This window comes from Micromonospora rubida, from assembly GCF_009908295.1.
In the GTDB taxonomy this organism is placed as follows: Bacteria; Actinomycetota; Actinomycetes; order Mycobacteriales; family Micromonosporaceae; genus Micromonospora; species Micromonospora rubida.
Genome location: NZ_JAAALO010000013.1, coordinates 69,447 through 91,308, shown reverse-complemented (window position 1 = coordinate 91,308; position 21,862 = coordinate 69,447). Strand labels below are relative to the sequence as shown.

The window sequence follows — 21,862 nt, the reverse complement described above, 5'->3', positions numbered from 1 at the left end:
GCAGCCTGTCGTGGCGTGATCGTCTGCTGATTTGTGAGACGACACGCCGGGCGAGTTCCCCAAAATCAGCAGACGATCGTGAAATCCCACCCCAGGGGGCGGGGTGGGAACACCGCCGCTGATGTCGTCGCTGACCGGCGGGCAACCCCACAGCGCCCCCTTTGCTCTGCTGCCCCCGGTGCAACGCTCGCGGAGCGTGACGATTCTGCCGACCTCTCGTGCCGGCCTCTCGTGCCGGCACCCGACGCGAAGCGGCTACGCGACGCCGGTGCCGGTGCTGGTGCTGCACGGCGGTGCTGGTCGTTGCACGGCGGTGCTGGTGTTGCGGTGGCGGCAGCAGAGCAAAGGAGGCGAGGTGGCACCACCCGCCCGACACCCCAGCCGCTCGGACCGCCGGACGGCCGGCCCCCTGTCCCACCTCACCCGCCCACCCACAACGGCCAGGACCCACAACATGAACAGGATCTTCGCCGCAATCCATCGATCAAGCCGCAGCTACCGCACTTACCCCCATGCGGTGGATGCCGCTCCGGGGCCCTAGCTAGTGGCGGGGGCCCAGGAGGCGGGTGGCCAGGACGGCGGCCTGGGTACGGCGCTCCAGGCCCAGCTTGGCCAGCACGCTGGAGACGTAGTTCTTCACCGTCTTCTCGGCCAGGAACATCTTGCCGGCGATCTCCCGATTGGTCAGCCCCTCGGCGACGTACTCCAGGATGCGGCGCTCCTGCTCGGTGAGGGCCTTCAGCTCGTTGGGCTGCTCCACGCCGCTGCGAATGCGATCCAGCACCCGGGTCGTGATCGCCGGGTCGAGCAGCGACTGCCCGGCGGCCACCCGGTGCACCGCGTCGACCAGGTCGGTGCCGCGGATCTGCTTGAGCACGTAGCCGGACGCGCCGGCCATGATCGCCGCGAACAGCGCCTCGTCGTCCTCGTACGAGGTGAGGATCAGCCCTTTGATCGACGAGTCCACGGCGCGGACGTCCCGGCACACGTCGATGCCGTTGCCGTCTGGCAGCCGGGCGTCGAGGATCGCCACGTCGGGCCGCAGCGAGGGGATGCGACGGGCCGCCTCCTGGGCGGAGCCCGACTCACCCACCACCTCGATGTCGCCGCTGCTGGTGAGCAGGTCGGCAAGGCCACGACGGACGACCTCGTGGTCGTCGAGAAGGAACACCCGGATCATCCCCCATTTCTACCCCCTCGCGCCGCCCCTCGCACGGGCCGAAGGTCCCGACGCCGACCGGGGGCCGCCTGGGCAGGGGGTCCCGGGGCAGAGGGGACATCCGGCCCTGCCCGCACACCGCCCCTATCACGCACCGTGGAGGTGGACCGAAACGGGGCGGCAGGAACTGCCACGGGAAGGAGCACCACCATGGAGACCGACTTCACCGTCGAGCAGCTCAGGGCCGCCGCGGCGGACGCCGTCCGGGCGCCGTCGCTGCACAACACCCAGCCATGGCGGTTCCGCCTGCGCGACGGCGGAATCGAGGTGGCGGTGGACCGCGAGCGCCGGCTGCCGGCCACCGACCCGAGCGGCTGGGGTGCCCGGATCGCCTGCGGGGCGGCCCTGTTCAACCTGCGGCTGTCGCTGGCCGTGGCGGGCACCCCGGCGAAGGTCCGGCTGCGTCCGTACCCGACGGAGACCGACGTGCTCGCCCGGCTCACCCCCGACGTGCCACGCCACCCGACCCCGGCGGAGCGGAGCCTGTACGCGGCCATCCCGCACCGGTTCAGCCACCGCACCCCGTTCTGGCCCGACCCGGTGCCCGCCGACGCCCGCTGGCGGCTCGGCGAGGCGGCCCGCGCCGAGCAGGGCTGGCTGGAACTGGTGATCGGGGTCAGCGCCGTCAACGCGTTCGCCGAGATCGCCCGCAGCGCCAACCGGGTCCTGGAGCGCGACCCCGCCTACCGCGCCGAACTGGCCGACTGGGTACGCACCGCGCCCGCCCCCGACGGAATCCCGGCCGCCGCCGGCGGCCCGCTGGGCGAACCGCAGGACCTGCTGCCCAGCCGCGGCTTCGGTGGGCGCGACCGGGCCCCGGGGCGGGACTTCGAGCCGGAGCCGCTGGTCGCCGTGCTCGGCGCGACGGGCAACACCACCACCGACCAGGTGATCGCCGGCCAGGCCCTGCAACGGGTGCTGCTCACCGCCACCGACGCCGGGCTGGGCGTGTCGATGCTCTCCCAGCCGATCGAGGTGCCGGGGGCACGGGAGGCGCTGCGGCTGTCCCTGGGCCGGTTCGGCACCCCGCAGATGGTGATGCGCATCGGGTACGGCCAGCCGGGCTCCCCGACGCCGCGCCGCAGCGTCGACGAGGTGCTCGACCTGCCGGTAGCCCGGGCCTGAGCCGCCCGGCCGCCGCTGTTCACCGTCGGACAACGGCCTGGTAACGGGTCGGCGAAATTTCCGGAGGGTCGCTTGAAAATCAACACCGTTCAGGTGCCGCTGCTCGTGTCCGAGCCGAGCCAAGCCTGATAGGGCAGGTTGCGGTCTCCCTCACTGCCCGCGCCCCGGATCGTCCCACGGTCGCGCTTCTTTCTTTCATCCGCCAGTCGCTTGATGGCTAGTCGGCCTTCCACCGCCTCGTCACGTCGACGTGCCGACGCCCTCCGGACCCGGAACAGAGCGAAAGCGGTAAGCAGTAACACGATGAGCACGGTCCAACCAATGCTATTCATCGCCCGACCTCTCCCCTCGGCGAACGCCGGCTATCACATTCTCCGAGGCCAGAGGAGATTCCTCAAGAAGCCGCGAGATGAGAGCTCGCATGTACCGATCAGCGGGCGGCGGCGAGCAGGGCCGCCTCCCGCTGCGGGTCCAGGCCCACGGCCTGCCGGGGCGGGCGGCCGGCGCGCGGCGGCACCGTCCCCACCTCGCACAGCCAGGCCCAGGTGTCGGCGATGGTCTCGGCCGCCGGCCGGCAGGTCAGCCCCGTCGCGTACGCCCGCTCGACGGCCCGCTCGTGCAGCATGCGGTACTCGTGCCCGACGGGGACCCAGATCGGCAGGTCGTTCCAGGGCTCCACGCCGGCGGCGAGGATCGGCTCCGGCGTGGTCCAGCGCAGCCGGGCCGCCGACCCGGTGGCCGCGACGCAGGCGTCGAGCAGCTCACCCATGGTCGCGTGCCCGGTCCGCGACACCACGTTGTACGCCCCGCCGTCGCCCGCCACGCCCCGGTCCAGCAGCCAGATCGCCAGGTCACGGACGTCGACGTACTGCACCGGCAGGTCGGTGGGGCCGGGGGCGAGCACGTCGCCGCCCCGGGCGATCCGGGTCAGCCACCAGGGCAGCCGCCCGATGTCCTCGCCCGGCCCGAGGATCAACCCGGCCCGGGCCAGCAGCGCCCGGTCGCCGAACACCTCCACCGCGGCCCGCTCGCCGCCGGCCTTCAGCTCCGGGTACCCGCCGCCGGTGGCGTCCGGCTCGGCGGCCACGACGGGCGCGTCCTCGGCCGCACCGAGCGAGAACGGCGGCGCGTAGACGGAGCCGCTGGAGACGTAGCCGTACCAGCCCACCGAGCCGTGCAGCGCCCGGGCCGCGTCCCGCACCGCGCGCGGCGCGCCGTCCCAGGTGTCGACCACCAGGTCCCACTCGCCGCCGGCCAGCGCGGCCAGGCCGTCGGGCACCGTCCGGTCACCCCGCAACCGGCGCACGCCCGCCGGCAGCATGCCGCCGCTGACCCCTCGGTTGAAGACCGTCACCGACCAGCCGCGCCGTACCGCCTCGCCGACCGTCGCGCCGCCCACGAAGCCCGTCCCGCCCAGCACCAGAAGTCTCATCGGCCCAGCCTGCCGCCGCCGGGGCGCGGCGTCGACGATGTTCACCGGCAGCGGATCTGCCGACGGCAGAAGCCGACCGGGCCCGCCGGGTCGCGCGGCGCGGAGCCAGCCGGTTGCCTATCCGTGGTCCGGACCTGGCTGGGCGGTGTCGTTTGAGGTTGTCTCGGGTTCGGTGTGGAGGAGTTCACGGGCCTGCTCGGCGGCACGGGTGATGCTCTCGCTGATGAAGTCGAGGAAGCGGGCGATGTTCTCCAGGCGGGTGGCGGCGCGGGTTTGGGAGCCGAGGATGGCGACGCCTTGGCGGGCGGTTTCGACGAGCTGGTCGTTGGCTCGGGCGCTGGCGATCGTCGCCTGGTAGAAGAGTTCGTCGTCGACGACGTAGCGGTCGCGGCGGCGTTCGTCGCGTTCTCGGCGGACGAGGCTCTGGCTCTCCAGGAAGGCGATCGCCTTGGAGATGGACGCCGGGCTGACCTGGAGGCGCTGGGCGAGTTGGGACGCGGTGAGGCTGCCCTCGTCGGTGGTGAACAGGCAGGTCAGCACCCGGGCCGCCATCTTGGCCAGGCCCGAAGCCATGAGGACGGTGGTGAACGTCTCCTCGTATTCGGCCACAGCCTCGGCGTCGCGCCCGTGTGGCTGGGGGACCGACTCCGCCCCTCGTCCCGAGGGGGGCCTGCGCCGGCGGGCGCGGCGTTCGGCGGCGCGGTGGGCCAGGTCGGCGCGGTAGGCGGTGGGGCCGCCGTTGCGCATCACCTCACGCGTGATCGTCGACGTCGGACGGTCGAGGCGTCGGGCGATCTCGGCGTAGGGGAGGCTGTCGGCCAGCCCCAGCGCGATCTGCTGGCGTTCCTGCTGGGTGAGTCTGCCTCCCGGCATCGCGATCTCCTCGGTGATCCCTCATGGCGGTCCCTGATCCCCCAACTATAGCGTTCACTTCTCATTCATTGCAATGATCAGCGCGGTCGTCGTTGCGTTGTTATCAGGATCATTGCAACAGCTTTAGTGCTTTGACCCGGCAATATGCTGGTTCTGCGCAACGAAGATGTTGCCTCGTTCTGGAAAGCAACGTAGCGTTTCCGGTATCAGAAACAACGAGCGAGCACGGGAGAGCACGATGCAGAAGTTCGACACCCCCGCCCCGGTCTCCGCCGTCCTGGACGTCCCGGCCGGACGCATCCAGGTCATCGCCGCCGACCGCGCCGACACCACCGTCGAGGTCCGGCCCGCCGACCCCGCCAAGAGCCGCGACACCAGGGCCGCTGAGCAGACCACCGTCGCCTACGCCGACGGCGTCCTGCGGATCACCACCTCGGCCCCCGACAACCAGCTCTTCGGCCCCTCCGGATCCTTGGAGGTCACCGTCCAACTGCCCGCCGGCTCCCACATCGAGGCCAAGGCCGCCAGCACCGAGTTCCGCGGCGTCGGACGCCTCGGCGACGTCGCCGTCGAAGGCGCGTACCGCCAGATCAAGATCGACGAGGCCGCGAGCGTCCGACTCACTGCGATCGACGGCGACGTCGAGGTCGATCGGCTCAACGGCCCCGCGGAGATCAGCACCGCAAGGGGCGACATCCGGATCACCGAGGCCGTGCGCGGCACGGTCGTGCTCCACACCCAGTCCGGCGACATCTCGGTCTCGGCCGCCGCCGGCATCTCGGCCGCCCTGGACGCCGGCACCGGTTACGGCCGCATCAGCAACGCCCTCAAGAACGATGGCACCGCCGAACTCGACATCCGCGCCACCACCTCCCACGGCGACATCACCGCCCACAGCCTCTGAAGGAGCAGAACCGGGACAACCCGGCCGGGACTACCCGCGATCGAGACCCTGTCGGTCGTCGCCGACGACGCGGCCGTCCGTCCCGAGGGGCCCGCGAGCCACGTGCAGGGCCCGGAGAAGTCGCCCAAGACGCCTAACACGAACAGGTGGAACTCATGACGAAGAACAGCACTTCCTCGGCCATGTCGAAGTGGACCGGCATGATGCCGGTTGACGACACGGCCCTGGCCGTCACCGACACCGGCGGTCCCGGCACCCCTGTTGTCTACCTCAACGGCCAGTTCGCCACCCAGGGGTACTGGCGGCGGGTCATGGCTGAGCTGGGGACGGGGTGGCGGCACATCACCTACGACGAGCGGGCCCGCGGCAAGTCGAAGCGTTCGGCGGACTACTCCTTCGAGGCAGCCGTCCGGGATGTCGATGCCGTTCTCGCGGCCAGGGGCGTGGACCGGGCGCTGGTGGTGGGCTGGTCCTACGGGGCGGTCGTCGGGGCGCACTGGGCCAGCCGGAATCCGGAGCGGGCCTTGGGCGCGGTCCTGGTCGACGGCGCGTTCCCGTACGACTGGCTCGACGAGGCCATGGAGCAGCGGATCCGGACGCTGTTCCGGCGGATGAGCTGGTTCCTGCCGCTGCTGCGCCCGACGGGCCTGGCCCCGCGGATGACCGCCGAACAGCAGGCGAACAGCAACATCGAGCTCGGCAGGCTCTCCCGCGAGCGCGAGCTGGGCCCCGTGCTGGACACCATCACCGTCCCGGTGCGGTACGTGGTCGCCTCGGGGACGTCCCTCGGAAGCCGCGGTGACGAGCAGGAACGGATACGCACCAGCCTCGATGCGGTGACCGCCCGTAACCCGAACATCCGGATCGGCGCGAAGGTCGCCAGCAACCACGGCGCGATCCTCAAGAAGGACTTCCCGGCCATCGCCGAGGCCGTGCGCGAGGTCGCCGCCCTCGACCGCGGGAGGCGCTGAAGACACGACCAGCGGACTGACGACAACACACGCCGTCGTCATCGTCCAGCTCGACCGCGTCTGGTCGCGCCGGGGCCACGGAGCCCAGCGTGCGCCCGGCCCAGGGCGGGCGGGTCGGGTCAGCCGGCCAGGGCGGCGAGGAGCTGCTCGCCGTACCGGGCGAGCTTGGCCTCCCCCACCCCGCTGAACCGGGCCAGGTCGGCCAGCGTCGACGGTGGTTCGGCGGCGATCTGGCGCAGCGTCGCGTCGTGGAACACCACGTACGCGGGCACCCCCTGCTCCTTGGCGGTCGCCGCCCGCCAGGCGCGCAGCCGCTCGAACACCGGCTCGGCCGCCGGGGACAGCTCGACCACGGCTGCCACGCCGGGGCGGGTCTTCGACGACCTGGTCCGCGCCGGCCGGGCCGCCTCGCGGCGCATCGGCACCGGCCGGCGCCGGCCCAGCACCTCGGCGCTGGTGTCGGTGAGGACCAGGGTGCCGTAGTCGCCCTCGACGGCGAGCAGGCCCTGGGCGAGCAGTTGCCGGACGACTCCCCGCCACTCGGCCTCGCTCAGCTCCTCGCCGATGCCGAACACGGTCAGCGTGTCGTGGCGGTGCTGGGTCACCTTCTCGGTGCGCCGGCCGAGCAGGATGTCGATGCACTGCCCCGCGCCGAACTTCTGGTTGCGTTCCCGGTGCAGCCGCAGCACCGTCGACAGCAGCTTCTGCGCGGCGACCGTGCCGTCCCAGGACTCGGGCGGCTCCAGGCAGGTGTCGCAGTTGCCGCACGGCCCGCTGTCCTGGCCGAAGTAGCTCAGCAGCCGCACCCGGCGACACTCCACGGTCTCGCAGAGGGCCAGCATCGCGTCGAGGTGGGCGGCGAGCACCCGCCGGTGGGCGAGGTCGCCCTCCGAGGAGTCGATCATCTTGCGCTGCTGCACCACGTCCTGGAGCCCGTACGCCAGCCAGGCGGTCGACGGCAGGCCGTCCCGGCCGGCGCGGCCGGTCTCCTGGTAGTAGCCCTCCACCGAGCGGGGCAGGTCGAGGTGGGCGACGAACCGCACGTCCGGCTTGTCGATGCCCATCCCGAAGGCGATGGTGGCGACCATGACGAGGCCGTCCTCGCGCAGGAACCGCTTCTGGTTCGCCGCCCGGGTGGCCGCGTCCAGGCCCGCGTGGTACGGCAGCGCGGAGACGCCGTTGGCGACCAGGAAGTCGGCCGTCTTGTCGACCGAGGCCCGGGACAGGCAGTAGACGATGCCGGCGTCGCCGGGGTGCTCGGTCCGGAGCAGGTCGAGCAGCTGCTTGCGGGGCTCGCGCTTGGGGGCGATCCGGTACTGGATGTTGGGCCGGTCGAAGCTGGCCACGAAGTGCCGGGCCCCGGTGAGGTCGAGCCGGATGGCGATCTCGGCGGCGGTCGCGGCGGTGGCCGTGGCGGTCAGCGCGATCCGGGGCACGGCGGGCCAGCGCTCGTGCAGCATCGACAGCGCCAGGTAGTCGGGGCGGAAGTCGTGGCCCCACTGCGCCACGCAGTGCGCCTCGTCGATGGCGAACAGCCCGATCCGGCCGCGCTCCAGCAGCCCGACGGTGGCGCGGCTGCCCAGCGCCTCCGGGGCGAGGTAGAGCAGGTCCAGCTCGCCGGCGAGGAACGCCGCCTCGACCCGCCGCCGGGCGTCGAAGTCGAGGGTCGAGTTGAGGAAGCCGGCCCGCACCCCGACGGCGGTGAGTGCGTCGACCTGGTCCTGCATGAGGGCGATCAGCGGGGAGACGACCACCGCGACGCCGTCGCGCACCAGCGCGGGGATCTGGTAGCACAGCGACTTGCCGCCGCCGGTCGGCATCAGGACCAGGGCGTCGCCGCCGCCGACCACGTGGTCGATGATCTCCTGCTGCTCGCCGCGGAAGGCGTCGTAGCCGAAGACCCGGCGGAGCACGCCCAGCGGAGTCTCGGTGAGCGTGTCGCTGGGGGAAGTCATCGGGCGAGTCTACGAGGACTCCCCGACACCGTCCCGCCCCACGCCGACCTGGGCGTGGCCGCCCTTGTGACGGGTGCGGCCGGCCGGTGGCCGAGAGAGAGGAATAAGGACCGTGCGTTCTGGTGGGCGATACTGGGTTTGAACCAGTGACCTCTTCCGTGTCAAGGAAGCGCGCTCCCACTGCGCCAATCGCCCGCGGGCAGCCGGCCCGGACATGTCGGGGCCGGCGGCGGTCGGCCCCGACGGGGCGGATCGCGAGCGGACGACGGGATTCGAACCCGCGACCCTCACCTTGGCAAGGTGATGCGCTACCAGCTGCGCTACGTCCGCGTGTCGCCGAACACTCTCGGCGACGGGGTGAACTGTACCCGACGACAAGATCGCCGACGGCACCGGCCCACCGGCGGCCGGCTGCCACCGCAAGACACCGCCGGGGGGAGCGTGCGCGGCCCACCTCCGAGTGGGCCGATTACCCGGTTCGCCCACGGGGTACTTCCTTCCATCGACAGCACACTGCATCCCCCGAAGGAGGCTGTCGTGGGTATCGGCACAAGCATCTTCCTGATCGCGGTCGGCGCGATCCTCACGTTCGCGCTCGACGCCAACCTCGGCGGCGTCAACCTGGACGTCGTCGGCTGGATCCTGATGGCCGCCGGCGTGCTCGGCCTCGTCATGACCACGCTGGTCTGGGGCCGCCGCCGCGAGGTGGTCACCACCACGGAGCCGGTGGAGTACCGCCGGGTCGAGGAGCGCCGGGACGTCACCCCGCCGCTGTAGGTGGCGACTGGCCCCGCCCTCCGATGGATCATCGCGGCGTGGACGACGGCGTTCGCTCGGCGACGTTCAGGCTGCCTGCGGCGGGGCCTCCTCGTCGCCGAGCTGGTCGGCGAAGTCGAGCCAGCCGCCGGCGCAGGCCCGCGCCACCGCGTCCAGCGAGCGCCGGCAGTGCGCCGGCAGCGCGTCCGCCGTCGGGCCGGAGCGGTCGAGGAAGGCCAGCGTGGCTGACACCATTCTCAGCAGCGCCCGGCCCTGATCCGTGTAGCGCAGTGCCGGCTCCCGGGTCAACCATTCCAACTGCTCGCGAATCCTCGGCACGGCGGGCTGCCCGGCGTCCCCCGCGACCCACTGCCGCGCCCCGGCGTCGGTGCGCCGGACCCCCTCGGGGCCTGCGGCCAGCATGCGCCGCTGTACGTCCAGCGCGGTGCCGACGGACACGCCGGCGCGGCGGGCCACCACACGCAGGCTCGCCCCCGGCTCCTCGCGCATGATCTGCTCGGCCGCGCGGCGCCCCTCCTGGGCGGAGATCGGGTGGCGTCGGCCGTCGCGGCCGATCCGGGTGTCCAACTGCTGGCGGCCGTCGGCCGATTCCTGCCGCAACGTGGCGACCGTGCGCGGCGCGACCCCGCACACCGAGGCGATCCAGCGGTCCGAACAGTGGGGGTACGTGCCGAGGATGCGCCGTACCGCCGCCGCGCGGTCCCCCGCGCGCAGCGTCTTGCCGTGGACCGCGTTGAGCCGCACCGCGACGACGAAGGCCTCTTCGCCGGTTCCCTCGAAGTACATCACGGGCACCTGCCGCTGACCGAGGCCGCGCGCCGCGGCCAGCCGGTGCAACCCGTCCATCACGCGCATCGTGTCCCGGTGCACCACCAGCGGCGGCAGTTCCTCCATCAGCCCGGTCAGGTGCCGGACGTACGGGCCGTCGATCCCGCCGAGCCGGGGAGACAGCCCATCCCGCAGCAGGGTGACATCCACCCATTCGATCTCGCTGCGGACACGCTCGAGCACGTCCTCGATCCGCCTCTGCGCCAGCACGGCGGGCTGCGCCACGACGTCGATCGTTGCCACCGGTGCAGGACCCATCGCTTCTGCTCCCCATCGGACGACAGCCACCCGAACATCCGCCCAGCTCAGGTGGGCAGGCAGAAGCTATCGCGACATCGCCGCGGGTAGATACAAACTCCGTACAAGGTCAGTACAGGCCCCTCACAGGCCCGGCCGTGCCCGGCTGCGCCGCCGAGAGACGTTCCGCCGATCCGGCGGGCCAGGACGACGGTCAGCGGCCTGCCGCCAGCAGGTCCCGGAGGCGGTCGGCCAGCACCTGCGCGCCGGCCGCACGGTACGCGGCGACGGCCGCCTCGACCGTCGCCGGCGCCTCGTCGGCGTCCGTGGCGGCCAGGCAGCGGGCGAGCGCCGCCAGCGCATCCGCCTCGACCATCCGGAAGTCGTGCGTCGTCGCCAGCTCACGGGCCTCCGCCGCGCAGCCTCGGGCGAGCCCGTGCGCTCCCAGGCCCAGGTGTACGACGGCCAGCCCCACCTGTGCGCGCGCGGCGAAGTAGGGATAGCCGTTCTGGCGTGCCATGTCCAGCGCCTGTCGCAGGAAGCGCAGCGCCCCGGCGGGGTCGCCGCCGGCCCGACGCGCCTCCCCCAGCGTGCACAACAGCGCCGCCTGCGCCCGCTGGTCCCGGACGATCACCGCGAGGTCGTACCCCTGCTGGGCGGCGCTCAGTGCCCGCGCCGCGTCACCGCGCTGCGCGTGGAGCTGGCTCAGCTCGTCCAGGGTGGACAGCTCTCCGTGCATGTTGGACCGCCGCCGGTAGCCGGCCAGCGCAGCCGTCAGGTGCTTCTCGGCCGCGCGTTCCTGACCGAGCTGGCGCAACACCATGCCCAGGTTGCCCCGGGTGGACAGCACCGACGCCGTCCGACCGGCGGCCGCGTTGATCCGCAGGGCGTCGCGCAGGCACTCCGCCGCCTCCGCCAGCTGGCCCTGATCGGCGTACATGGCGCCGAGCCCGTTGAGCGCCAGCGCCCGCACCGCCGCCAGTTCGGTACGGTCGCCGCACAGCCGCAGCGCCTCCCGGTACCCGCGTTCCGCCTCGTCCAGGCGCCCCTGCTCGGCCCGCACCACGCCGATGTTGTGCCACAGGTACGGGGCCGCAGCCGGCCAGTCCGAGCCCTGGGACAGCCGCTCGCCGGCCCGGTAGTCGGCCAGCGCCTGCGCGTGCCGGCCCAACGCCCACATCGCCTGACCACGGCTGAGCAGCATCGCCGCCCGGCCGGCCCGGTCGGCCGCCGCGGTGGCGGCCCGCAGCCCGGCTTCGGCGGTACGCAGCCAGCGGTCGACGTGTCGGCGGATCAGGAAGTACCCGCGTAGCTGGTCGGCGAGCAGCCAGCTCAACTGCGGCCGAGCGCCGTCCGCCGCCCGCTCGACCAGCGCCAGCAGCGCCCCGGCCTCCGCGTCCAACCAGCGCAGCGCCGCCTCCTGGTCGGCGAAGGGTCCGCCGCCGGAACTGGCGACCAGCCGCACCATGCCCGGGTTGAGCAGTTCGACCGCTTCCGTGGCCGTCCGCAGCGACCAGGAGTGCAGCCGGTTCCGGGCGGCGTCGGCGTCGACCGGGTCCTCCTCGCCCAGCAGCCGCGCCGCGTACAGCCCGAGGAGGTCGTGGAAGCGGAACCGCTCGGCGGTGTACTGCAACAGCATGTTGGCGTCCAGCAGCTCGCCCAGCACCAGGTCTGCCTCCACCTGGCCCACGCCGAGCAGCTCCGCGGTGGCTTCGACGCCGAAGTCGTCCCCGGGATGCAGCGCACACAGCCGGAACGCCCGACGGACCGACTCGCTCAGGTCCTGGTAGCTGAGCTGGAAGCTGGCCAGCACGCTGGTGTCGCCCGCACTCAGCTGGGTCAGCCGGTGGTTCTCGTCGCGCAGCCGGTGGGCCAGCTCCGCCGTGGTCCAGGCCGGTCGGCTGGCCAGCCTTCCGGCGGCGATGCGCAGCGCCAGGGGCAACTGGCCGCAGGCGGCCGCCAGCTCCCGGGCGGACTCCGGATCGGCCGACACCCGGCCCGCGCCCACGGTCGAATCCATCAGCCGGACGGCGTCCGCAGCGGACAGGGTCGCCAGGTCGACGATCAGCCAGGGCGACAGGTCGGGCAGCCTGCGCCGGCTCGTCACCAGCGCGTCACTGCCGCCCGGGCCCGGCAGGAGCGCCCGCACCTGCGCCGCATCGCGGGCGTTGTCCAACACCAGCAGCATCCGGCGATCGGCCAGGGCGCTGCGCAGCAGCGCCGACGCCTCCTCCTCGTCCGGCCCTATCCGGCCGGCCGGCACCCCGAGCGCGCGCAGGAAGCGTCCCAGCACCTCCATCGGCGTCGCCGGCCCGCTGGTGCCGCTGCGCAGGTCGGCGTACAGCTGACCGTCCGGGTACTCGCCCCGCAGCCGATGCGCCAGGGTCAGGGCCAGCGCTGTCTTGCCGACCCCGGCCGAACCGCTGATCAGCACCACCCGCATCGACGCCGGGCCGGAACGGGCCAGCGCCGCGCCGATCCGATCCAGTTCCCGCTCGCGGCCGACGAAATCGGACGGCCCCGCCGGCACCTGCCGGATCGGGGTCCCCCGGGGCGACGGGGTGACGGCCGGCGGCCACTGCTGCCGGAGCACCGCCTCGTACGCGTAGCGGAGCTGCGGCCCCGGATCGACGCCAAGCTGTTCGATCAGTGCCCGGCGGACCCGGTCGTACGCGGCCAGCGCCTCGGCCTGCCGTCCGGACGCCGCCGCCGCCATGATCAGTTCAGCGTGCAGCGGCTCGTACAGCTCCAGCCGCTCCGCCAGCTCTCGCAGCAGCGGCAACACCTGCTCCTGCTCGCCCAGTTGGCGGCCGAGCGCGGCGGCCTGGCACAGCAGCGTCGCGTACTGCTCGAACAGGGCGGCGACCAGCGGGGTTCCCCGCAACTGCTCCACGTCGGTTTCGCCGCGCCACAACCGGGCCGCCGCGAGCAGCTGCCCCAGCGCCCGCGCGGGGTCGTCGGCGGTGTGGCCGGCCTCGGCCAGCTCACGGAAGCGCAGCAGGTCAAGATGGTCGGCGTCGAGCGCCAGCCGGTATCCGCTGCCGGCAGCGACCAGGACGCCTGCCCCCTCCGCCCCCCACAGGCGGCGCAGCCGGCCGACGTAGCTGTGCAGCAGGTTCAGCGCGGACGGCGGGCGATCCTCGCCCCACAGCAAACCCATCAACTCGTCGCGCCCCACCACCTCGCCCCCGGCCAGGGCCAGCCGGGCCAGTAGACAGCGGTGTCTCGCCGAACCGAGCCGCAGCTCGATGCCGCCGCGCCGAAGGATCAGCGGGCCGAGCACCGCCACGGTCAGAGGCCGGGCACCGGCCGGTGGTGGGGGGTGCGCCCGCCGGGACCGCGCCGCCGGAGCCACCTGCATCAGCATGGCGGCGTCGTCCGCCCCCGCCGCGCTGAGGTAGCGGGCGAGCGCGTGCAGGGTGGCGGCGCGGGGCACCCGGGTGCGCCCCTGCTCCAGGTCGCGGATCGCCGCGATGCTGACGTTCGCGGACACCGCCAGGTCCCGCTGGGTGAGGCCGAGTTGCTCGCGTAGCCGGCGCAGCTGCGCCGAAACGGGCTCGGACGCGTCGCCGCTCCCCTGACCGGCCATGTCGGACACCGGATCAGCGTCTGTGCCAGGCCGGATGGAAGGTCTCATCGATCACAGTGCAGACGGTACTTCAATCTGGCTCTCCCCATACCCGGCCGCTACGGCACCTTCGGGTGGTACGGCGGGCCGTCGCCCGGGCGTGCGCTGGCAGCAACCCGTGGGCGGCGGAAGGACGGTACGGTGATCCAGAGGTGGACGGTATGCCGCGCACCGCCGCCGAGACCGCTGCGCAACGGCCACAGGCGCGAAAGGTGATCGTGTCACATGCGGTTCAACCTGCTCGGCCCGTTGACCGTCGAGAGCGCCGCCGACCGGGCGGTGCCGCTCGGCTCCGGAAAACAGCGACAACTGCTGGCCACCCTGCTGCTGATGCCCAACGAGGTCGTCGGGGCGGCGCAGCTGATCGGGGCACTGTGGGGCGACGAGCCGCCGGCCTCCGCCCTGGCCAACCTACGCACCTACGTGCTCGGCCTACGCCGCCTGTTGGACGCCCCCGACACGCCACCGCGGATCGTCGCCGACGCGGGCGGTTACCTGCTGCGGGTGCGCCAGCAGGAGCGCGACGTGGATCGGTTCGATGCCGCCGTCTCCCGGGGACGGTCCTGCCTGGCCGTCGGAGACGCCGCGATGGCACAGGCCGAGCTGACCGTGGCGGTCGACATGTGGCGCGGTGACCCGCTGGCCGACGTGCCGCTGTCCCCGCTGACAGCGGGTCGGGTCGCCGCGCTGACCGAGCGACACCTGCTGGCCGAGGAGGACCTGGCGGAGGCGACGTTGCAGCTCGGCACCCCGGCCGAGACGGTGCGGCGGCTGCGCGCCCTGCTCGAGCGTCATCCCCAGCGCCAGCGCGCCTGGGAGCAGCTGATGCTGGGCCTGTATCGCCTCGGCGACATCAACGGTGCCCTCGACGCGTTTCGCGCTGCCCGGCGGACGCTGGCCGAGCAGACCGGGCTGGACCCGGGGCCGCGGTTGCGGCGGCTGCACGAGGACATCCTGCACAGCCGCGATCCGAGCGGCCCGGTGATGGCTCCGCCCCGGGCGACCAGCTCGACCGTCCACGACCTGCCGCCGGCGGTGGAGCCCTTCGTCGGGCGCACGACCGAGATCGCGGCCGGACGGGCGGAGTTGGAGGCCGGCACCGGGGCTGTCATCGCGCTGCACGGTCCGGGCGGGGTCGGCAAGTCCGCGCTCGCGGTGCACCTGGCCCACCTGAGCGCCGAACACTTCCCCGACGGCGTGCTCTACCTGGACCTGCGCGGCGCGGCACCCGCCGCGCCCCCGATCGACGCCCTCGGCCGCCTGCTGCGGGCGCTCGGCGTACCCGGCGGCGCGGCGCCCGTCGACGAGGCCGAGGCGACCGCCGTCTACCGCCGGTACGTCGCCGGCCGGCGGATCCTGGTGATCCTCGACAACGCGCACACCGCGGCCCAGGTCGCGGCGCTGCTGCCGGCGGGCCCGCCCAGCGCCGCCGTCATCACCAGCCGCCGACACCTGGCCACCCTGCCCCGCGGGCGGCACCTGCCGATCGACGTGCTGCCCGTTCCTGACGCGGTCGACCTGCTGGGCCGAGCCGGTGCGGGCGAACGGATCGCCGCCGACCCCGCCTCCGCGCACCGCCTGGCCCTGCTGTGCGGCAACCTGCCGCTGGCGCTGCGGGTCGCCGCGGCCCGGCTGGCGAGCCGGCCCGGCTGGCCGCTGGCGGCGTTCGCCGACCGGCTCGCCGACCCCGCCCGACGCCTCGACGAGTTGTCCTACGACGACCTCGGCGTCCGGCGCACCCTGCGCCTGGCGTACGAGGCGCTGTCCGAGGGGGACGCACACGAGCGGCTGTGCGCCCGCGCGTTCCGGCTCATCGGCGCCGTGCCGCTGGCCGTGATCAGCGTCGGCGCGGTCGCGGCCCTGCTCGGCCGGGGGCCCGAGGAGGCGCACGCGGTGGTGGAGACCCTCGCCGACCAACGGCTGTTGGAGCCCCGGCAGCCCGGCCGGTACGAGATGCACGACCTGCTGCGCCTGCTCGCGTACGAACAGGCGCGGGCGCACGAGAGCGGGGCCGATCGCGCCGCCGCGCTACGGCGGCTGGTCGAGACCTACATCGTGGCGGCCGAGCGCGCCACCGCCCTGGCCAACGCCGGTTGGACCCCCACCGACCCGCTGCCCGACGCCGTCGGGCCGTGGCAGACCTGGCCGGAGACCGCGGTGCAGGTCAGCGGCTGGCTGGACACCGAGCATCTCAACATCGCGGCGGCGGTGGCCCGGGCCAGCGAGACCGGCGGCGAGCCGGCCCGCCTGGCGGTGCGCCTGGCGTGGCTGAGCTACGCGCTGTTCTGGCGCAGCGGCTACCCCGCCGAGGCGCTCGCGCTGATCGATCGCGGCCTGGCCCTGACCGCCGCGCTCGCGCTGCACACCGAGTACGCGGTGACCCTCTACTACCGGGCGAAGCTGCGGCAGGCCGACGGTGACCCGGCCGGCGCCGAGGCGGATCTGCTCGCCGGCGCGAAGGTGGCCGAGGGTCTCCAGGATCACCTGCGCCTGTCGGCCTGCCTCGACGCGCTGGGCAACCTGCACTACCTCACCGGCGACCCGGTCCGGGCGCTGCGCCGCCACGAACAGGCCCTGACGCTGCGGCGACAGCACGGGACACCGCTTCACGTCGGCGGCAGCCTGAGCAACATGGCCGACGCGCAGTTCGATGCCGGGCAGCCGGAGCAGGCGCTCGCCGGCGCTCGCGAGGCGCTGCTCATCGCCCGCCGCATCGGTGCCACCGGCCTGGAGGGCGCCGCTCTGGCCATGTTGGGCCAGCTCGAGTGCCGGGCCGGCGACCATGACGCAGCCGAGCGGACGCTGACCGAGGCCATCGCCCGCACCGCCGCCACCGGCGATCTGCCCACCCAGTGCGAGGCCGCGCTGGCTCGGTGCGCCACGCGGCTGGCCGGTGGGTGGCCTCGGCGGGCGCTCGACGACGCCGTCTCGGCCCGCGACCTCGCCAGCCGGATCGGCGACCGCTATCTGCGGGCCGTCGCCGCCCGCGCGATGGTGGCGGCCACCACGGCCGAGGGGGAATCGCCGGCCGGACACCGGCCGGACACCGGGTCAGCGGCGGACCCGCGACGGCTGTCGGGTTACCGCTCGCCGATGTACGAGAGCTTCTTCGGTCGATGACCCCCGTGCGCCGGAGAGGGGGCGCCCACGCCCCCTCTCCGGCCGCCGATCAGCGGGGGGCAGGCGGATCGGGAAGTACGTGCCGGAGGAAGACCGGGCGCGGGACGGAACCGGTGGCCCCACGGGCCCGACCGGCGTCGCCCACCCGGGCGAGCGGCTCCTGGACGGTGTACAGCCGCAGCGTGCCGCCGGCGGTCCGGGTCAGGTAGGCCAGATTCGGACCGTTGGCGTTGATGAAGCTAAATGCCGTCGGATCGGCGGCGTAGGTCTCGAACGCGTCCTGGGCCGGGATCCAGTCGCTCCAGGCGCCGCTGCCCTGCGTCGTCTCGGCTGCGTAGTGGATGTAGCCGTCGGAGCCGCGCACGAAGACCCCGATCCGGCCGGTGGCCGGGCTCAGCACCGCGCTCGGCGCACCCGCCGCAACGGGGCCGGAGCCGCCGACCGGCGTCCACGCCCCGGTGAAGGTGCCGTCGACGCGGCGTTCCGTGGCCATGATCCGGCCCGCGCCGTTCCGGGCGAAGATCCGCATCCGGTAGCCGGGCAGCACCACCACGGCCGGGGTGCCGGTGAAGCCGCTGCCGCCGAGGCTGGCCCACGCCTGCAGCGTTCCGCCCGCGTACCGGGCCGCCCGCAGCGTGCCGGTGCTGTCCGCGACGACGACCAGAGCGCTCGCGTCGTCCAGCGGCACCGCCAGCGGGGTGCCGGTCAGGCCGGTGCCGCCGAGCTTGCGCCAGGCCAGCAGGTCCGGGTGCGCCGGGTCCTGCCAGCGGGCCCACAGGGAGCCGCCCGCGTCCACCGCGAACACCACCTCACGATCGTCGGACAGTCGCACCACGGCGGGACCGGAGGCCATCCGGCCACCCAGGTTGGTCCAGGCGACCCAGCCGGGGCTGCCGGCGACGGACTGGGTGCGGGTCCAGACATCGCTGTTGATGTTGCGAGCCGTGACCCGCACCAGGTTCTGCGTGGTCTCGGACAGCGCCGGCACCCCGCTGAACCCCTCGCTGCCGGAGACCGCGGTGAGCTGCAGCGAGCTGAAGTTGTCCGGATTCATCCGCCCGTGCAACAGCCGGCCGATGTTGTCGGAGTGGGCGAGCTCGATGCTGTTGGAGGTGGCCTGCGTCACGGCCGCGGGCGCGTGCGGGACCACCGGCACCGCCGGCCGGGCCGGCACGTGCGACGCGGTCAGCGTGCAGGCGTCGGTGATGGCGGCCACGTTGCTGAAGATGTTCCAGCCGTTGCCGACGGTCCGCCGGTGGATCGCCCAGGTGCGATCGTCCTCGCGGAAGCGGTACTGCGACAGGATCCCGCCGTTGTCGAGGCCGAACAGGGTGTCGCCGCCGGCCGAGAAGATGCCCCTGCCGAACACGTCCCAGCCGGTGCCGACGGCCTCCTGGTACTCGAGCCAACGCTGGCTGTCCGGCTCGTAGCGGTAGCGGAAGAGCCTGCCGTCGGTGGCGTCCCGGGCGTACAGCACACCCGGGCCGGCGGCGACGACAAGGTCGAAACGACCCCAGCCGGTGTCGAGCAGCCGGCCGGAGAAGATCCACTTGCCCGCCGCCTCGTCGTACCGGTGGACGCGCAGCCTTCCCTCGCCGTCGACGAGGTAGAAGTCGCCCCGCTCGTCGACGGTGATCTTGTCCCGGAACCCGGCGGTGGCATATTGGGTGAAGCTGGTGCTGATCAGCTGACCGCCGACGCCGTTGGTCATCTCCCAGCCGCTGCTGGTCCAGCGGTAGCGGTACAGGCCACTGGCGTTGATGCCGTAGACCCGGCCACCCGGGCCGCCGATGACCCGGCCGAAGGTCTGCCAGCCCGTACCGCCGGAGTAGGGGGCCGAGAAGGTGGAGTTCCCGCTGCCGGGCGCGTTGAGGGCGTAGCGCCAGATCGTGCCGCCGGCGTCCGCTCCGAAGACCGACGTCTGGGCGACGCAGCTCACGGTGTCGGCGGCCCGCGCGGGTGCCGGCTGGGCCATCGCCAGCAGGGTCGCGGCCAGCGCCGCGACCTGCGCGGCGGCCAGCCCGGCACGCCATCGTGACGGATTCATGGCAATCCTTTCGATCATGCCGACGATGCGGGTCGTCGCCCGTCACAGGTGGACGGTGCCGGCGACGACCCGATATATGGTCGACTGTTCAATACGAGGAGTTGGTGGTGCCGGCCTCGCTGACGGCGAGCAGATCCCACTTCCTGTCACCGATGCCGCAGCCGACCACCGATCGTGGGACTCCGGAGCCCGCTGTGAATCGCATGTGCGCCCCTTCCGCGCCGCCGTGTCACGGCGTCGGGGTGACGCTAACCAGTACCGGTGGGACATCGGCGACGCCGCACATCCCGTACTCGGACCCGTACTCCGGCCCACGCCGACCGGGTGGGCGCGACGACGCCGCGCCCACCCGGTGGGTGCGCTACGCCGGCGGGGCCGGAAGGGTGCGCGCGGCGAAGACGCCACGCGCGACCGACGCGCCGAGACCCGCGATCCCCACCGAGGTCGCCCGGTCCCGACCGGTCGCCGCGGCCAGGCCCGCCACCGGCTGCCGCTCGTAGACCCGGCTCGCGTTGTTCGCGTTGCGGAACAGGATCAGCCAGGTCTGTCCCGCGCTGTTGTTCACCGGCACGATCGTCGGATCCGTCGCCGTCGACTCGAACAGATCCGGAATCGCCGCCGACCAACCGCCGAACGCCCCCGAACCCTGCGTCGTCTCCCACGACAGCATCACCTCGCCCGACGGGCTACGCGTGACCACCGCCGTACGACCCAGCACGGGATCCAGCACCGCCGCCGGCGCGCCCGCCGACACGTACGACCCCAGCGACGTCCAGGCCGCCGGGAACGTCCCCGCCGCGTCCTGGTACTTCGTCGCGATCGTCCCGTTCAGGGACCGCACGAACACCCGCATCCGGTACCCCGGGTACACCACCACCGCCGGCACGCCGGTGCCGGTCCCACCCAGGTTCGTCCACCCGGACAGGGTGCCGTCGACGTACTCGGCCGTCTCCACCGTGCCGGACACGGTACGAAGGAACAACCGCACACCGGTGCGGGTCTGCGCGACGACCGGGGTGCCGACGAAGTCCCGGTCGATCAGAGCCTGCCAGCCCGGAACGGTGCCGGTCTGCTGGTAGACCCACAGCTTGCCGTCGACGTCCACGGCGAAGACCGCCATCGTCCCGGACGGCAGCAGCGCCAGCGCCGGGGCCGCGGCCATCGAACCGCCGAAGTCAGCCCAGGGGGCCCACGTCGCCGAACCCACCGCGGTCTGCGTGCGCGCCCACACGTCCGAGTCCGAGTAACGGGCCGCCACCTGCACCCGGCCGTCGCCCGACACACCCAGCGACGGTCGACCCGAGAACGCCTCGCTACCCGACACCACGGTCCACTGCACCGTGCCGAAGTTGTCCACATCGGGCTGGTGGCCGATCAGCACCCGGCCGATGTTGTCCGTGTACGCGTACTCCACCATCCCCAACGACGCGCCCGCCGCCGGGCCGGCCTGCGCACCCACCGACGCCGCGTACGACTCCACCGGCGCCGACGGAATCGGATCGGTGAAGAACCCCTGAATGTCCACCACGAGGCGGACGGTTCCGCCCGTGTTGTTCTTGAGCCGGACGTGGCCGTTGGTGCCGGGTCGGACGATCACCAGGGCGGCCGTGTCGCGGGAGGCGCGTGCGTGCACCTGGCTGACGTTGGGCTCGGCGCCGCCGGTCGGCCACACCTTGACGCCGCCGGCGGCGCTCGGGGCGGAGGCGATCACACTGAGCACCACCCCGGCCACCCCCCGGGTCGGCAGCCCGAGCCTGCCGGCCACCTGCACGTCGACCACGCCGCCGGCCGCGACCGGGGTTCCGCTGTCGTACAGCCGGGTCGCCGGAAGGTGCCGGAAGCCGGCCCCCTCGCCGGCGCTGCCGGTGATGTAGCCGTACGGCGCGACGATCAGGTCGACGGCGCCACCGCTCCTGTTGGTGAACGTGACCTGGCCGGCCGCGGAGAGCGGCAGCGAGACGACGTGCGAGTGGTTCCCGGTCGCCTCGAAGTTGAGCGCCGAGTGCCCCGGGGCGCCGCCACCGGCCGGCGTCACACCGAGCCAGCCGGACACGGTCACGTTGACCGCGACGACGTCGGCCAGCACGGCGGTCGCGGTGCTCGGGATCACGGCACCGGTCAGCGTCACCGTGCGGGTGCCCTGCGCGGGGATCTTCGCCAGGGCCGTCCCCGTGCCGTCCCGGGTGTCGACCAGCTTGTCCTGCGCGACGGGGACGAACCCGCCGCCCCCGCCGCCGGCGGTGGAGCGGAAGTAGCCCTGCGCGGTGGCGATGATGTGCGAGTCGCCGGCGAAGTTGCGCACGGCGATCCGGCCGTTGCCGCCGGGGCGGACGACCGCGGTGTTGGAGATCTGCTCCCCGGGCTGGATGTTGACCATCGAGATCCCGTTCGGGGTGGTGCCGTCGGGATATGCCTGCAGGTAGGTGTTGCCGGTGCCGCCCGGAGCCAGCAGCCGGACCAGGACCGCGCTGACCCCGGAGGACGGAATGCCGTCGACACCCAGGACCGGGAACGTCACCACGCCGCCGGTCCCGACGGCGCCGGTGTGCCCGCCGATGCCGAAACGGGTGTCGAGCAGCGCGGCGTTGCTGGGCAGCGCGACGTAGTCGCCGCCCAGCCCGGCCGCGTCCGCCGACGCCGGCGCCGGCCGGACGACCGCCACCGCGGACGCCGCCAGCAGCAGCCCCAGCACCGCCAACAGCCGCACCCCGAGCGATCTGGGGCTGTATTTTGTGGACATTTGACT

The 21,862-nt window shown here is 73.3% G+C and carries 13 protein-coding genes and 2 tRNA genes; 5 read left to right on the top strand and 10 right to left on the bottom strand.

Annotation, left to right across the window (positions count from 1 at the left end; all coding sequences use genetic code 11):
- Positions 1–541: 541 nt before the first annotated feature.
- Positions 542–1,180, bottom strand: coding sequence for a response regulator (locus GVV04_RS29610; protein ID WP_161692308.1), 639 nt, complete (start codon positions 1,178–1,180; stop codon positions 542–544).
- Between the two features lie 189 nt (positions 1,181–1,369).
- Between GVV04_RS29610 and GVV04_RS29605 the strand changes: the two genes are divergently transcribed.
- Positions 1,370–2,344, top strand: a complete 975-nt coding sequence (locus GVV04_RS29605; protein ID WP_161692307.1) for an Acg family FMN-binding oxidoreductase — start codon at positions 1,370–1,372, stop codon at positions 2,342–2,344.
- Between the two features lie 430 nt (positions 2,345–2,774).
- On the opposite strand, the gene GVV04_RS29600 is transcribed toward GVV04_RS29605, so the two are convergent.
- Together GVV04_RS29600 and GVV04_RS29595 are read right to left on the bottom strand one after the other, a co-directional pair.
- Entirely contained in the window at positions 2,775–3,776 is a 1,002-nt protein-coding gene (locus GVV04_RS29600) for a Rossmann-fold NAD(P)-binding domain-containing protein (protein ID WP_161692306.1), read from the bottom strand.
- A gap of 117 nt (positions 3,777–3,893) precedes the next feature.
- Positions 3,894–4,649: a helix-turn-helix domain-containing protein gene (locus tag GVV04_RS29595; RefSeq protein ID WP_161692305.1), complete on the bottom strand. Its 756-nt coding sequence runs from the start codon at positions 4,647–4,649 to the stop codon at positions 3,894–3,896.
- A gap of 238 nt (positions 4,650–4,887) precedes the next feature.
- On the opposite strand from GVV04_RS29595, the gene GVV04_RS29590 reads away from it, so the two are divergent.
- On the top strand, positions 4,888–5,553 hold the full coding sequence (locus GVV04_RS29590; protein ID WP_161692304.1) for a DUF4097 family beta strand repeat-containing protein: 666 nt from the start codon (positions 4,888–4,890) through the stop codon (positions 5,551–5,553).
- 155 nt (positions 5,554–5,708) lie between these two features.
- The gene (locus tag GVV04_RS29585; protein ID WP_161692303.1) at positions 5,709–6,524 is read left to right on the top strand and encodes an alpha/beta fold hydrolase; all 816 of its coding nucleotides are present in this window, start codon (positions 5,709–5,711) and stop codon (positions 6,522–6,524) included.
- A gap of 119 nt (positions 6,525–6,643) precedes the next feature.
- Here GVV04_RS29585 and recQ read toward each other — a convergent pair whose 3' ends face one another.
- From recQ to GVV04_RS29570, 3 genes are all read right to left on the bottom strand, one after another.
- A complete protein-coding gene (gene recQ, locus GVV04_RS29580; protein ID WP_161692302.1) occupies positions 6,644–8,479 on the bottom strand; it encodes a DNA helicase RecQ in 1,836 nt (611 codons plus the stop codon).
- A 120-nt stretch (positions 8,480–8,599) separates the two neighbouring features.
- Positions 8,600–8,674: transfer RNA gene (locus tag GVV04_RS29575), tRNA-Val, on the bottom strand.
- Positions 8,675–8,736: 62 nt separating this feature from the next.
- Positions 8,737–8,809: transfer RNA gene (locus GVV04_RS29570), tRNA-Gly, on the bottom strand.
- Positions 8,810–9,016: 207 nt separating this feature from the next.
- Between GVV04_RS29570 and GVV04_RS34635 the strand changes: the two genes are divergently transcribed.
- Positions 9,017–9,256, top strand: a complete 240-nt coding sequence (locus tag GVV04_RS34635) for a DUF6458 family protein (RefSeq protein ID WP_161692301.1) — start codon at positions 9,017–9,019, stop codon at positions 9,254–9,256.
- A gap of 66 nt (positions 9,257–9,322) precedes the next feature.
- On the opposite strand, the gene GVV04_RS29560 is transcribed toward GVV04_RS34635, so the two are convergent.
- Both GVV04_RS29560 and GVV04_RS29555 read right to left on the bottom strand, forming a co-directional pair.
- Positions 9,323–10,342 carry a ParB/RepB/Spo0J family partition protein gene (locus tag GVV04_RS29560; RefSeq protein WP_161692300.1) on the bottom strand — a complete coding sequence of 340 codons (1,020 nt, stop codon included), beginning with the start codon at positions 10,340–10,342 and terminating at the stop codon, positions 9,323–9,325.
- Positions 10,343–10,535: 193 nt separating this feature from the next.
- Complete coding sequence (locus tag GVV04_RS29555) at positions 10,536–13,910, bottom strand: BTAD domain-containing putative transcriptional regulator (protein WP_235967211.1); 3,375 nt, start codon at positions 13,908–13,910, stop codon at positions 10,536–10,538.
- Positions 13,911–14,174: 264 nt separating this feature from the next.
- Here GVV04_RS29555 and GVV04_RS29550 point away from each other — a divergent pair, with 264 nt between their 5' ends.
- Entirely contained in the window at positions 14,175–17,069 is a 2,895-nt protein-coding gene (locus tag GVV04_RS29550; protein WP_161692298.1) for an AfsR/SARP family transcriptional regulator, read from the top strand.
- Between the two features lie 49 nt (positions 17,070–17,118).
- Here GVV04_RS29550 and GVV04_RS29545 read toward each other — a convergent pair whose 3' ends face one another.
- Complete coding sequence (locus GVV04_RS29545) at positions 17,119–19,116, bottom strand: tachylectin-related carbohydrate-binding protein (RefSeq protein WP_161692297.1); 1,998 nt, start codon at positions 19,114–19,116, stop codon at positions 17,119–17,121.
- A gap of 361 nt (positions 19,117–19,477) precedes the next feature.
- A complete protein-coding gene (locus GVV04_RS29540) occupies positions 19,478–21,856 on the bottom strand; it encodes a hypothetical protein (protein ID WP_161692296.1) in 2,379 nt (792 codons plus the stop codon).
- Between the last annotated feature and the right edge of the window lie 6 nt (positions 21,857–21,862).

What these genes read in the sequence shown, in the direction of transcription:
- GVV04_RS29610 (WP_161692308.1), bottom strand. Translation starts at nt 1,180, where the DNA reads ATGATCCGGGTGTTCCTTCTCGACGACCACGAGGTCGTCCGTCGTGGC.
- GVV04_RS29605 (WP_161692307.1), top strand. Translation starts at nt 1,370, where the DNA reads ATGGAGACCGACTTCACCGTCGAGCAGCTCAGGGCCGCCGCGGCGGAC.
- GVV04_RS29600 (WP_161692306.1), bottom strand. Translation starts at nt 3,776, where the DNA reads ATGAGACTTCTGGTGCTGGGCGGGACGGGCTTCGTGGGCGGCGCGACG.
- GVV04_RS29595 (WP_161692305.1), bottom strand. Translation starts at nt 4,649, where the DNA reads ATGCCGGGAGGCAGACTCACCCAGCAGGAACGCCAGCAGATCGCGCTG.
- GVV04_RS29590 (WP_161692304.1), top strand. Translation starts at nt 4,888, where the DNA reads ATGCAGAAGTTCGACACCCCCGCCCCGGTCTCCGCCGTCCTGGACGTC.
- GVV04_RS29585 (WP_161692303.1), top strand. Translation starts at nt 5,709, where the DNA reads ATGACGAAGAACAGCACTTCCTCGGCCATGTCGAAGTGGACCGGCATG.
- recQ (WP_161692302.1), bottom strand. Translation starts at nt 8,479, where the DNA reads ATGACTTCCCCCAGCGACACGCTCACCGAGACTCCGCTGGGCGTGCTC.
- GVV04_RS29560 (WP_161692300.1), bottom strand. Translation starts at nt 10,342, where the DNA reads ATGGGTCCTGCACCGGTGGCAACGATCGACGTCGTGGCGCAGCCCGCC.
- GVV04_RS29555 (WP_235967211.1), bottom strand. Translation starts at nt 13,910, where the DNA reads ATGGCCGGTCAGGGGAGCGGCGACGCGTCCGAGCCCGTTTCGGCGCAG.
- GVV04_RS29550 (WP_161692298.1), top strand. Translation starts at nt 14,175, where the DNA reads ATGCGGTTCAACCTGCTCGGCCCGTTGACCGTCGAGAGCGCCGCCGAC.
- GVV04_RS29545 (WP_161692297.1), bottom strand. Translation starts at nt 19,116, where the DNA reads ATGAATCCGTCACGATGGCGTGCCGGGCTGGCCGCCGCGCAGGTCGCG.
- GVV04_RS29540 (WP_161692296.1), bottom strand. Translation starts at nt 21,856, where the DNA reads ATGTCCACAAAATACAGCCCCAGATCGCTCGGGGTGCGGCTGTTGGCG.